9 protein-coding genes are annotated in these 13,224 nt (G+C 58.6%); 4 read left to right on the top strand and 5 right to left on the bottom strand.

Annotated elements, in window-relative coordinates:
• Positions 1–569: 569 nt before the first annotated feature.
• Entirely contained in the window at positions 570–2,663 is a 2,094-nt protein-coding gene (locus QDT79_RS16020) for a putative bifunctional diguanylate cyclase/phosphodiesterase (protein ID WP_130018288.1), read from the top strand.
• On the opposite strand, the gene QDT79_RS16015 is transcribed toward QDT79_RS16020, so the two are convergent.
• On the bottom strand, positions 2,660–3,856 hold the full coding sequence (locus tag QDT79_RS16015; RefSeq protein WP_107226172.1) for an MFS transporter: 1,197 nt from the start codon (positions 3,854–3,856) through the stop codon (positions 2,660–2,662). The two genes, QDT79_RS16020 and QDT79_RS16015, sit on opposite strands and share 4 nt — an antisense overlap.
• A 149-nt stretch (positions 3,857–4,005) precedes the next feature.
• On the opposite strand from QDT79_RS16015, the gene QDT79_RS16010 reads away from it, so the two are divergent.
• Positions 4,006–4,923, top strand: coding sequence for an ABC transporter substrate-binding protein (locus QDT79_RS16010; protein WP_130018287.1), 918 nt, complete (start codon positions 4,006–4,008; stop codon positions 4,921–4,923).
• A 297-nt stretch (positions 4,924–5,220) separates the two neighbouring features.
• Entirely contained in the window at positions 5,221–6,219 is a 999-nt protein-coding gene (locus QDT79_RS16005) for a colicin-like pore-forming protein (RefSeq protein ID WP_308316736.1), read from the top strand.
• A 37-nt stretch (positions 6,220–6,256) separates the two neighbouring features.
• Here the strand turns inward: QDT79_RS16005 and QDT79_RS16000 are convergent, their stop codons facing one another.
• Positions 6,257–8,032, bottom strand: a complete 1,776-nt coding sequence (locus QDT79_RS16000) for a sigma-54-dependent Fis family transcriptional regulator (protein WP_308316735.1) — start codon at positions 8,030–8,032, stop codon at positions 6,257–6,259.
• Positions 8,033–8,307: 275 nt separating this feature from the next.
• Here QDT79_RS16000 and exaC point away from each other — a divergent pair, with 275 nt between their 5' ends.
• The gene (exaC, locus tag QDT79_RS15995) at positions 8,308–9,828 is read left to right on the top strand and encodes an acetaldehyde dehydrogenase ExaC (RefSeq protein ID WP_025159746.1); all 1,521 of its coding nucleotides are present in this window, start codon (positions 8,308–8,310) and stop codon (positions 9,826–9,828) included.
• A 52-nt stretch (positions 9,829–9,880) separates the two neighbouring features.
• On the opposite strand, the gene adhP is transcribed toward exaC, so the two are convergent.
• From adhP to QDT79_RS15980, 3 genes are all read right to left on the bottom strand, one after another.
• Positions 9,881–10,897 (bottom strand): alcohol dehydrogenase AdhP, encoded by a 1,017-nt coding sequence (gene adhP, locus QDT79_RS15990; protein ID WP_004928541.1) that lies wholly within the window; start codon positions 10,895–10,897, stop codon positions 9,881–9,883.
• Positions 10,898–11,106: 209 nt separating this feature from the next.
• Positions 11,107–12,396, bottom strand: a complete 1,290-nt coding sequence (gene blh, locus QDT79_RS15985; RefSeq protein WP_308316734.1) for a bifunctional sulfur transferase/dioxygenase Blh — start codon at positions 12,394–12,396, stop codon at positions 11,107–11,109.
• 17 nt (positions 12,397–12,413) lie between these two features.
• A complete protein-coding gene (locus tag QDT79_RS15980) occupies positions 12,414–13,199 on the bottom strand; it encodes a sulfite exporter TauE/SafE family protein (protein WP_308316733.1) in 786 nt (261 codons plus the stop codon).
• Between the last annotated feature and the right edge of the window lie 25 nt (positions 13,200–13,224).

Genomic DNA, 13,224 nt, shown 5'->3' with positions numbered 1-13,224 from the left:
TGTGCTGTGAATCTGGCCTGTTATCCGAACGGTTACCCGGAGATAATTGCGTGAATGCATTTGCGCCACCATCCAGTTTTGCTAATGATTATCATTCGCGAGGCTATCTCACACGTAAGTAAAGTGTCAACAGATGAAACAAAACATTTCTTGATTTGCATCATGATTTTTCCGCTAAGCCCCAGTGAACGGGCGCTGCAGAGTGCATAAAATGGCGTTTACCCCCGTCTGGACTGCGGTTTTTGTCAGTATTGTCGCATAGAGCAGGCAGAATGCCGTTCGGGAGTACATGATGGCGACTGAACATTTAGCCATAGAGAAACATCAAGAATGATTAATTTTCACGGCAATAACACGGCGTGGTCCGATCACTTATTTTTCGCTGCAATATAAGGGATGCTTATAAATAACAGGAGTATTCCTAATGCGTTCACGCTGGATGTATTCCATGCTAGCGGGCCGATTTTTAGCCGCGCCCGCTGGCTATTCCCATTTTCATTGGCAAGACTATATTGAAAGAAGCTCTGCTCTAGAGCGAGAATATGGGTAATTTTCCGAGGAAATACCGCATGACCCTGTTGCCCAAGCAGAGCAATAACAAAAATCCGATTGATCTCTATAGCGAAATCGTAGATGACTTGCCCGGCCTGATTTGCTTCGGCAACCGCCTTGGCGGTTACTTCAATAACCAGTGGCGCGACTATACCGGCGCCATCGCCGGTGAACACGGCGCCGCCGACTGGCTCGATGCCCTGCATCCCGACGATCGCGAGCGGCTGGCCGCGCAATGGCGCCAGGCGATCGTTGCCCTCTCTTCATTTGCCGGCGAGGCCCGCCTGCGCGATCGCAGCGGCGCCTACCGTTGGTTTATGCTGGCGTTTAACGCCCGTCAGGACGGCATGGCGCTGGAACCCAGCTGGTATCTCACGGCGACCGACATCCATCCGCAAATGCTGCAGCGCCAGCAAAACGTTCAGGCGCTCTCTATCCAGCAAGACATGCTGGACGCCAGCGTCGACTGCATCAAAGTGATCAATCACGATGGCACGCTGCGCCATATGAACCGCTCCGGCAGCCTGGCGCTCGGCCTTGATCCGGCGCAAAAAGAGTTTGGCATGCCCTGGCTGGGGCTACTGTCGCCCGAGATCCGTCGCCGCGGCAGTAAGGCGCTGCGCAGCGTCAGAGCGGGAAAGAATGCACGCTTTACGGGATTGAGCGTGACGCCGCAGGGTAAAAAACAGCACTGGGACAACATTCTCACGCCGGTCAGCGATGAGCACGGCACCGTGGCCGAGATTTTGTGCGTCTCGCGCGACGTGACTTCGCAGCGCGTGATGGAGCAACGTCTGTTGCTCGCCAGCGAATATGACGAATTGACCGGCCTGCCCAACCGGCGCCTGTTCAAGAAAAAGCTGAAGCAAGAGATGAAGCGCGCCCTGCACGGCAATAAGTCACTGGGGCTGATGTTGCTGGATCTTGACCACTTCAAGCTGGTGAACGACACGCTGGGCCACGCGGCGGGCGATCATCTGCTGCGGGTCTTGGGTAAAAGGCTCAGCGCTTGCATGAATGCGCATTCGTTCGTCTCCCGCCTCGGCGGCGACGAGTTCGCCGTGGTGATCAGCGACGTTGAAAACGAGCAGGACATTTTCCGCATCGCCAACAAGTTTCTGCTGCAGCTGGAGACGCCGATCACCCACGGCGGCAAGACGCTGCATTGCGGCATGAGCATCGGCGGCGCCATCTACCCCAAAGACGCCCGCGATGCTTCAGAGCTGATGAAATGCGCCGATACCGCGCTGTATGAACTCAAAGACGGCGGCCGCGGCGGCGTCTACATGTTCGATCGCAAGATGATGGACAAGGCCCGCGCCCGCGCCAGCCAGCTCAACTACGCGCGCCAGATCGTGCGCGACAACTGCATCCGCCCGAGCTATCAACCGAAGGTCTGTCTGATCGACGGCAGCATCGTCGGCTTTGAAGCGCTGCTGCGCTGGCACTGCCCGATCAACGGCGTGCAGCTGCCGGCGACGGTAAGCGAGGCGTTCAACGACTACGAGCTGGCGACCAAGATCAGCGAAGCCATGCAGCTGAAAGTCTTCGCCGATATCGCCCGCTGGCGCGCGGCAGGCGTGGCGGTGCGGCCTATCTCGCTGAACGTGTCGCCGATCGAGTTTTTACGCGACAACTACGCCGAAACTTTCCTGCAGCGCCTGCTGAAGTTCCACATTCCCCACCACCTGATCGAACTGGAAGTGACCGAGCACGCGTTCAACAAGCACGGCTCGAAGTACGTGTTGCGCGCGTTGCAAATGCTTAAGGAGATGGGCATCCGCATCGCGCTGGACGATTTCGGCACCGGCCACTCCTCCTTCAGCCATATCATGGATTACCCGCTGGACTGCATTAAGCTGGACTGCGACTTCGTACAACGTATGAACACCGAACCGGCGATCCTGGCGATCGTGGAAAGCATCGGCATCCTCGGTCAAAAGCTGTCGATCGATATCATCGCCGAGGGCGTGGAAACCGAGCAGCAGCGGCAAACGCTGTGCGAAGCCGGTTTCCATATCGGCCAGGGTTTTCTATTCAGCCGGGCGGTGGACTCCCAGCGGGTGCCCGAGCTGCTGCAAGCGGTGCCGCAATCTGTTGACGGCCGTTAAACACCCTGCCGTGCGCCGAACGGCGCCAGCTGCATACCGATAAGCGTCACCACGCAGATGAGTGCCCCGGCGTAGAAGGTGGAGGCGGAACCGAACAGCTCCCACAGGGTTCCAGCACCGAGACTCGCCAGCAGCAGCGCCACGCCGCTGATCAGATTGAACATGCCAAACGCGGTGCCGCGCAGATGAGCCGGCGCGGTATGCGCCACCATCGCCGCCAATAGCCCCTGGGTCATGCCCATGTGCACTCCCCACAGCGCTACGCCAAACAGCACCCCGCCCCAATGATCGCTCAGCGCCAATACCAGGTCGGCGGCGATCAGCACCAGCAGCCCGGCTTTCAGCAATCCTTCATGCCTCATGCGATCGGACAGTTTTCCGAACGGATAGGCCGAGCAGGCGTAGACCAGATTCATGGCGACCATCACCAGCGGGATCAGCGCCAGCGGCGTGCCGCCCTGCTGCGCCTTCAATACCAGGAACGCTTCGCTGAAGCGCGCCAGCGTAAAGATCGCGCCGATGCTCACCACCCACCAATAGCTGCGCCCCAGCAGCCGCAGGTTGGCGCGGGTGATCGGGTTGGTGCGCTTGTGGGTTATCGCGGCTGCCGGCTCTTTCAGCCCGAAAAACAACAGCGCAATCGCCAGTGCCGCCGGGATCGCCGCCACCCAGAAGATGGCGCGAAAATCGTTGTGCCACAGCAGCATCAGGCCGACGGCCAGCAGCGGCCCTAAAAAGGCGCCGACGGTATCCAGCGACTGCCGCAGCCCGAAGGCCGCGCCGCGAATTTCCGGCGGCGTCACGTCGGCCACCAGGGCATCGCGCGGCGCCCCGCGGATGCCTTTGCCCACGCGATCCAGCAGGCGCGCGCTCATCACCATGCCGGACGACGATGCGATGGCGAAAAACGGCTTGCTGATGGCGCCCAGCCCGTAGCCCAGCAGCGCCAGCCCTTTGCGTTTGCCGAGGTAATCGCTGAGCACGCCGGAGAACACCTTGACGATCAACGCCGTCGCCTCTGCGAGCCCTTCGATCAGCCCGATGACGATCACGCTGGCACCGAGCGTCGTCGCCATAAACAGCGGCAACAGGCTATGGATCATTTCCGAGGAAACGTCCATCAGCAGGCTCACGCCACCCAATACCCACACGCCGCGCGGTATGCGGCCCAACGTAGCGAAACGCGACGACATGGTTCATCCCCGAAAGATTCAGCGCCGCCAGAGGCGCCTCATGATTTTTCCAAGATTGGTTAGTTGATTTTATTCGTTCACAGATCTGCAGCCTTTAGAGATAGTGCAACGACCGTGTGACACCCATAATAATGAAGGTAATTAACATAATGATAGATAGCAAAAAGATGATAGTGATGGCGGCGCTGCTGAGTTTTTCCGCCGCCGCCGCACCGGGCGTGGATCTCGTCGCCAACGAAACGCCTATCCACACGGTGAAGAGCGCCGAAGCCGTGGCCAAAATCCCTACCGGCTTCCGGTTCGTGGAACCCGGCACGCTGACGGTCGCCATTTCTCTGCTGGGCAGCGGCCCGCCATTCGGCCTGTACGCCCGCGACAATAAAACGGTGATCGGCAGCGAGGCGGACATCGCGCGCCTGGTGGCCGACGGTTTGGGGTTGAAACTCAAGCTGGTGCCCACCTCGTGGGAAGACTGGCCATTGGGGGTGGCCTCCGGCAAATATGACGCCGCGGTTTACAACATCACCGTGACCAACGAACGCAAGACCAAATTCGATTTCGCCACCTATCGGCAGGATACGCTGGGCTTCTACGTCAAGTCCGACAGCAAGATCACCCAGATCAAAACGGCGCCGGATATCGCCGGTAAAAAGATCATCGTCGATTCCGGCACTAATCAGGAAGCGGTGCTGCTGGCCTGGGACAAGGAGAACCGCGCCAAGGGATTAGCGCCGCTGCAGCCGGTGTACGTCACTGACAAGGCCGCCTCCACGTTGGCCATTCAATCTGGCCGCGCCGACGCCACCTTCGGGCCCAACGTCTCCGGCGCTTATCAGGCGCGGCTGACCGGCAAAACCCGGCTGGTAGGCATCGTGCCCGGCGGCTGGCCGAAGACCGCCAACATCGCCGTCACGCTGAAGAAAGGCAACGGTCTGGTGGACGCGGTTCAGGCTTCGCTCAACAGCGCCATCGCCAACGGCAGCTATCTGCAGGTGCTGGATCGCTGGGCGGAAAGCGACGAGAAGATCGCCCATTCGGAGATTAACCCGCCGGGACTGGGGGATTGAGAGAGCAACAGGCCCCGTACTGCGGGGCTTTGATGAACCGCTCGATACTATGCCTGTCGAATATTCCCAGATAGCCCTCTATTTGTTTTGTTTGTCTTGCCTGCTACCTAAAACTTTTTCCTGTTAATCGCTACCGATCCTCCACCTTCCATTACCGTTAATTTTCAGACAGTTTTGTGCCAAAAACAACACAAATGATAATTATTATCAATTATTGAGTTCTGACCTAGCCGCATGTAGATTCCCATTTACTGTTTATTAATACAGTACTTTATTGCTAACATCTAAGGAATCAACATGAAGAAACACAGTTCAACTATCAATTATGATCCCTACCGTTACAACGGTGGCATAGCGCCTGAAGCGGGTCTGGTCTGGAGCGGTGAAAGTTGGGGATGGCCGACTACCGGCATCAGCATTGGTGGTGCGGAAGAAACTCTGGTTGTCTGGCCAACAGGTGACACATCACTTTCCGGAGAAACCAAAGAGCTGTTGGATAACGACATTTGCTTGGTCTGTGGTAAGAAAAACTGTCCCTATATCAAAACGGAAAAGTCATACCAATTGCTGCGTGATGCGATAAGAGCCGGTGATATGAAGACTGCAAAAAAAATCCACATGACCAAATTCGCGCAATTTAGCGGTATGAATCGAGCAAATTTCGCCGATGCGTTGAAAAAAAAGCGAGAAGCCCAAGAGAAAAGAGACAAAGAGTTTTTGTTATCTGCATCGGCTATCGTTGCCGACTCAGCCAAAGAAATCGCTCAGCATCTCGGCAAGCGCTATCAAGACTTCGCCAATGAGATCGCGAGCGATATTAAAAACTTCCAGGGCAAGAGAATACGCACCCTTGATGACGCAATGAAATCACTAGAAAAAGTGCTGGCTAATCCCAACATGAAGGTTAAACCTGCAGATAAAGAAGCGTTGCTCAATGCCTGGCGAAATATTAATGCCAATGACATGGCAAGCAAGCTGAGTAACGTTGGCAAGTTTTTCAAAGTGGCAGATGCAGCAATGAAAGTAGAGAAAATTCGGGAGAAAAGCCTGGTAGGTTATGCCACGGGCGACTGGAAGCCCCTGTTGCTTGAAGTTGAATCCATGGCCATTAGTGGACTGGCTTCTGGTGTCGCGTTAGGGATATTGGCCACGACGCTCTCTTTATTTTCTTTGTCAGGATTAGTGCTGACAGCGCTCACCTTTGCCGGCATCATCGCGATTAGCCTGTTAAGTTCGCTCATCGACGACAAGTTGGTGGATAAACTTAATCGCGAGCTCATTCCTTCGGCTTATTAAGCACATCAGGCGGCAATTGCCGCCTTTTTCTTTGGTTTCATTCCGCCGCTGCTTTCTGCCTCCCCAGCTTGCGGTACAGCGTGCTGCGCGAAACGCCGAGCGCCTTCGCCGCCCGGCTGAGATTGCCGCCCGCCTTGTCGATCGCCGCCTGCAGCTCTCCCAGGTCGGTATCGGCGTTCTCCTGGCGCGGCGCCAACACCGCGATGGACTGCGGCAGATCGTCCAGGGTAAGCACCGCATGATCGTCCGCCAATGCCAGCAGCACCTTGAGCGTACTCAACAGCTGCCGCACGTTTCCGGGCCATGGATACCGTGCCAGCATCGCCAGCGCCTCCGGCAGCAGGCGAATGTCGCGCCGCTCGCCGCCCAGCTCTCGCCACAGCTGCAAAATGAAAGCCTCCAGCTGCGCCCGCTCTCTGAGCGGCGGAATGCGCAGGCTGTATTCCTGTATGCGGTACAGCAAATCCTCGCGAAACGCCCCCGCCTGTACCTGCCGAGACAGATCGTGGTGCGTGGCGCAGACCAGCGCGAATTCGACCGGATAAGCGCTGCGGCTGCCGAGCGGCGTGACCGTTTTTTCCTGTAACACCCGCAGCAGGCGCGTCTGCAGGCCCGCCGGCATGTCACCGATTTCATCGAGGAACAGCACGCCGCCGTCCGCCTCGCGGATCTTGCCGATATACCCTTTCGGGTTGGCGCCGGTAAACGCCCCCGGCGCATAGCCAAACAGCTCGGACTCAATCAGCGGCTCAGGCAGCGCCGCGCAGTTGATCGCCACGAAGTTGCCGTTGCGCCAGCGGCTCTCTTGAAACAGGCGTCGGCTGAAGTGCTCTTTACCGCAGCCGGTTTCGCCGGTCACGCACAGCGAAAGGCCGGCATTGAGGATCCGCAGCGCTTTCTGATGCTGTTCGTCATGCCTTTCCGCCGGCGGTACCGAACGCAGGGCGCTGATGCGGCGCTGCGGCGCCTCGAGCAGCGAATAATAGTGCCGTTGATTGCCGGCCAGCGTCTGGTGCGGTGCGCCGGAAGGCTGTCGCAGCAGATCGGGGAACAGCTGGGCAAACTCAACCGAGCCGAATGCGGCCGGTGGGAGCTGGAACTCCAGCATCGCCAGCCGATTGGCGGCGACCAACACTTCGTCGTGAAACACCAGCAGCAGCTCCTGCGCGCTGCCCAGGCTACCGGCGTCGGCATGCAGGCGCAGCGTCCAGTGACGATCGGCGATCGCGCTCCTGACCCAGCGGTGTTCGATATGTCGCACCGCCTGCATGATCAGGTGCCGCGCATCGCGGTACGGCCGCTGCGCGGGTGCGGAAAGATCCAATATCCCGGCAATGCGGCCATCCGGCCGGTAGATCGGTGCGGCAGTGCAGTTCAATCCGGCATTTTGGTTGAGGTAATGCTGGTCGCCGCGCACTTCACAGAACGCGCCCAGCGCCAGCGCGGTGCCAATGGCGTTGGTGCCCCGCTCCGCTTCTCCCCATGGGTTGCCGGGCGCCAGCGCAAAGCGCGACGCCTTGTGCAGAAAGTCGGTGTTGCCGCGGGTTTCCAGCACCAGCCCATCGGCGTCGGCGATCACCACAATGGCCGGCTGGCGCGTAATTTTCGCGCCCAGTTGCTCGATCAGCGGCTGTACCCGTTGCGGTACCCAGTCGTTGCGGCTGCGCAGCTCATCGAGCAACCCGGCTTTGATGAACGAGATATGCTGATCGGCGCGCGTCAGGCCGTAGCCCCGGCTGCGCTGCCAGGATTCCGCCAGCGGGTGGGTCAACAAACTGGCGCCCTCGGTGGGCAAGCGGTCGTCAGGCAACATGCGTTTCTCCCCCGTTCGCGAGTGTTGCAAATATGTATCACGAATGTGTATCAGGCGTTGCGACACGGGACACAAAAAAACATCGACGGCGGTGGCTCCGCTCGATTCGCTAAGCTATACCCATTTTTAACGCTCTAATAAATAAAGTCTTTTAATGAGCACCCTCGCCCCTCGTTAATCTGGCACGCGCCGTGCTTCTCCGTGCTGCGGCGGTATGCCGCACTCACAGGCGCAGCCCAATAGCGCTGATTTTCATCTGCAGAGAGGTGCTTCACATGAAATATGTCCACCCCGGTTTGCCTGGCTCGCTGGTTTCGTTCCGCAAACGCTATGGCAACTACATTGGCGGAAAATTCGTCGAACCGGTATCCGGCAACTACTTCACCAACACCTCGCCGGTGACCGGCCAGCCGATCGCCGAATTCCCGCGTTCCGACGCCAAAGACATCGAGCTGGCACTCGACGCGGCGCACGCGGCGGCGGATGCCTGGGGCAAAACCAGCGTGCAGGAGCGTTCCAACGTGCTGTTGGCGATCGCCGATCGCATCGAGTCGCGGCTGGAGATGCTGGCGCTGACCGAAACCTGGGACAACGGCAAACCGATCCGCGAAACCCTGAATGCCGATCTGCCGCTGGCTGTCGACCATTTCCGTTACTTCGCCGGCTGCCTGCGCGCGCAGGAAGGCACCGCGGCGGAGATCGATCAGAACACCGTGGCCTACCACATCTATGAGCCGCTGGGCGTGGTCGGCCAGATCATTCCGTGGAACTTCCCGCTGCTGATGGCCGCCTGGAAACTGGCGCCGGCGCTGGCGGGCGGTAACTGCGTGGTGCTGAAACCGGCGGAACAGACTCCGCTCGGCATCAGCGTGCTGATGGAAGAGATCGGCGATCTGCTGCCGCCGGGCGTGCTCAACGTGGTGCAAGGCTTCGGCGCCGAGGCCGGCGAAGCGCTGGCGCGCAGCAAACGCATTGAGAAGATCGCGTTCACCGGCTCCACACCGGTCGGCCGCCATATCCTCGCCTGTGCGGCGGAGAACATCATCCCCAGCACCGTCGAGCTGGGCGGCAAATCGCCGAACATCTATTTTGAAGACATCATGCAGGCGGAGCCGGAGTTTATCGACAAGGCGGTTGAGGGGCTGGTGCTGGGCTTCTTCAATCAGGGCGAGGTCTGCACCTGCCCTTCACGCGCGTTGATCCAGGAATCCATCTACCCGCAGTTTATGGAGAAAGTGCTGGCACGCATCGCCGCCATCCGCCAGGGCGATCCCTTCGACACCGAGACCATGATCGGAGCCCAGGCGTCAAAACAGCAGTATGACAAGATCCTGTCCTACATCGACATCGCTAAAAACGAGGGAGGCAAAATCGTGGTGGGCGGCGAACCCGCCCAACGTGGCGACGAAGTGCAAAACGGTTTCTACCTGCAGCCGACGTTGATTACCGGCAACAACAGCATGCGCTTCTTCCGCGAGGAGATCTTCGGGCCGGTGATTGGCGTCACCACCTTCAAGGATGAGGCCGAAGCCTTGGCGCTGGCCAACGACACCGAGTTCGGGCTGGGTGCCGGGCTGTGGACCCGCGACATCAACCGCGCCTACCGCATGGGGCGTGCGATCAAGGCCGGGCGCGTGTGGACCAACTGTTACCACCTGTATCCGGCGCACGCCGCGTTCGGCGGGTACAAGAACTCCGGCATCGGGCGCGAAACCCACAAGGCGGCGCTGTCGCACTATCAACAGGTGAAAAACCTGCTGGTCAGCTACGACGCCAAACCGCTGGGCCTGTTCTGATTAGGGCGTAACAACAAGAAGGCCACCCGCGGGTGGCCTTTTTTAGCGATGCTTATTTCGCCATGCCGAGATCGATCACCATGCGACCGCGAATGGTGCCCGCCTTCATCTCGTCGAAGATGGCGTTGATATCGCCCAGTGGCCGTTTGGTCACTTTCGGCGTTACTTTGCCTTCGGCGGCGAACTGGAACGCTTCTTTCAGATCTTCGCGCGTGCCCACCAGCGAACCCACCACCTGAATGCCGTCCAGCACCAGGCGCGGAATGCTCAGATCCATGCTCTCCGGCGGCAGCCCCACGGCCACCACTTTACCGCCGGCGCGCACCGCATTCACCGCCGAGTTGAAGGCCGCTTTCGCCACCGCCGTCACCACCGCCGCGTGAGCCCCGCCGGTTTGCTGTTGAATGATCTCCTCCGCGTTTTGCGTTTTGGAGTTGATGGTCAGATCGGCGCCGATCTGTTTGGCGAACTCCAGCTGGCCGTCGTTGACGTCGATGGCGATCACTTTGGCGTTAAACACGTTCTTGGCGTACTGCAGCGCCAGGTTGCCCAGCCCGCCCAGGCCATAGATGGCGATCCACTGCCCCGGCTTGATATCGGAAATCTTCACCGCCTTATAGGTGGTGACGCCGGCGCAGGTAATGCTGCTGGCGGCGAAAGAATCGAGCCCGTCCGGCACTTTCACCGCGTAGTCCGCCACCACGATGCACTCCTCCGCCATGCCGCCGTCAACGCTGTAGCCGGCGTTTTTCACCGAACGGCACAGGGTTTCGTTGCCGCTGACGCAGTATTCGCAATGGCCGCAACCCTGGTAAAACCAGGCGACGCTGGCGCGGTCACCCACTTTTAACGAGGTGACGCCCTCACCGACGGCGGAGACCACGCCGATGCCCTCATGCCCCAACGTAATGCCCGGCACCTCGCCGAAATCGCCGTTTTTCACGTGCAAATCGGTGTGGCACACCCCACAACACTCCATTTTCAATGCCGCCTCGCCGTGTTTCAGCGGGCGCAGCACTTTATCCTGAATGTCTACAGTATGGTTTTTCGTCACTACGGCAGCTTTCATGGTGTTTTCCTTAGCAGAATGGGAAGTACAGTTGTTAATGTAGTGACTGTATTCAGTGAGGGCAAGCGCCGCGTGTTTTGTGTAAAAACAAATAATTAAATATGAATCAGCATGATTATTTCATAAAAAACAATTAACAGACGGCGCGATCTCATTCGGATTGACCGCCGCCCCAGCGGCGGGGAACGATCGCGCCTCTCTGGCTTGATTCACCCCTTAAATCGATTCACGGGGATTTTCAGATAGTGTTGCCCATCGTCTTCGCAGTCAGGCAGAACGCCGCCGCGAATATTGACCTGCAGCGCCATCAGCATGAGTTCCGGGTGCGGCAGCGTGGCGTCCCGCTGTTTTCTTTGCGCAACGAACCGGGATTTATCCATGTTGACCACCCAGGGATTGTTCTCGCGCTGCTCTCTCACGGTGCTTTCCCAGCGGGCCTCACGCCCCGCCGGGCGGTAATCATGGCCGGTAAACAGGCGGGTATCCGCCGGCAGGCTCAAGATGCGCTGCAATGACTCCCACAAGGCTTCCGCATTGCCGCCAGGAAAATCGGCCCTTGCGGTACCGCTGTCCGGCATGAAGAACGTATCGTGGATAAACGCCGCATCCGCAATGTAATATGTGACGGACGCCAGCGTGTGCCCGGGAGACAGCAGGACTTCAGCGCGCAGGTTGCCGATAAAAAAGACGTCCCCATCCGCGAACAGCACATCCCAGACGGTATTGGCCGCAGGCAGGCCTTTTAAATTATAGATCTCTTCCCACAGCCCCTGAACGGCGGTAATTTTTTCACCGATGCCGGTGAAGGCGCCGGTTTTCTGCGCCAGCCAGGTGGCGGCCGAAAAATGATCGGCGTGCGGGTGCGTATCCAGCACCCAGGCCACTCCCCACCCCCGTTGATGGATAAAATTCAGGATATTCTTGGCCTGTTGATGCGAGACCGTGCCCGATCGGCGGTCAAAATCCAGCACCGGGTCAATAATCGCACAGCGGCGCGCCTCGGGATCGGCGACAACATACTGCAGGCTGCCGCTTTCCGGCTCATAAAACGCGTGAACTTCCGCAGTGGCCCGCACGGACCGATGCTTGCCATACCAGCTGAGCGCCTTATCGGCGTCCGCGCCGTAGTCGTCGCATTGGCGGCGAAACTGCGCTTCATCTATCTGACCTTCGCGCAGCGCATACAGCAGGGAAAGGCAGGCAGAGCGAGCCCCGCTCCTGCAGTGCGCCAGGGTCTTCCGGCCTTGCCGCAGCAGAAACTGGAAGCTGTAAACGGTCTCCCAGGTCAGCGTATCGAACGTGTAAGGGAGATAGACGTAACGCATTCCCCCTTGTTCAGCCAACGCTTTCTCTTGCTGATGGTCAAGATACTCCCCCGGCTCTTCGTCCGGCCGATTGTTGACGATAAGGCGGTAGCCCTGTTGAGACAGCGCCTTGAAATCACTCGCTTCAGGTGCGCCTGAAAAGGAGAGCTGAGGGTGGTAAGTGCGGATGCGCATGTTTTTTTCCTTCCGTTTCATAGGCTTTTAAATAACATATACAGGGCCAGCGCCAGGAGCATGACGGCATAGAGCACATTGATAATGTCCTCGCGTTTTTTCAGGCGCTCGGCGAGCGCCACCCCTACCACGCCCCCCAGAACGCCGCCGACGATGAGCCAGCACGTAATGGCGATCGACACCTTTCCGGACATGGCGTAGCTGGCGCTGGTCGATAGCCCCATGGCCGCCACGACCACCAGTGAAGTTGCCACCGCCTCAACCATCGAGAAGCGGAAAAACCAGACCAGCGCCGGCACAACCAAAAATCCGCCGCCAATGCCAAGAAAACCCGCCAGCCCCCCCAGAGCGAGGACGCCAGGCCATACGATGGCGGGATGAACGGCAGAATGAGAGGACGACAAGGGGGTGTCGGCAAGGTGATTTCTTTTTAGCGTCAATCCGGCGACAACCAGCATCAACAGGGAGAAAGGCAGGGTTAAGTAGTGTCCGTCCGTGATTTTTCCCATCTGAGATCCCGCCAGAGCGCCCATGACAGCGACCAGCGAAACGACAAGCCCGGTCTGCCACCTGACGTTGCCTTTGGCAGCGTGCGCGGTCAGGTTGATCAGCGCGTTAATGGCCACCGACATGGCGCTGGTTCCTATAATCAAATGCGTATCCGGCACTTTCACCATATACAGCAATAATGGCACGCAGACGATTGACCCGCCGCTGCCGGTCAGGGCCAAGAGGAATCCCACAATTCCCCCGGTGACCACTAACAGCATCACGATATAAAAACTGAAATGGAAAAAATCCACTGCCTTAATCCCTTAATGATGCTCA

This window comes from Serratia marcescens (genome assembly GCF_029846115.1).
GTDB lineage: Bacteria > Pseudomonadota > Gammaproteobacteria > Enterobacterales > Enterobacteriaceae > Serratia > Serratia marcescens_L.
This window is presented reverse-complemented; position numbering and strand designations above follow the sequence as displayed.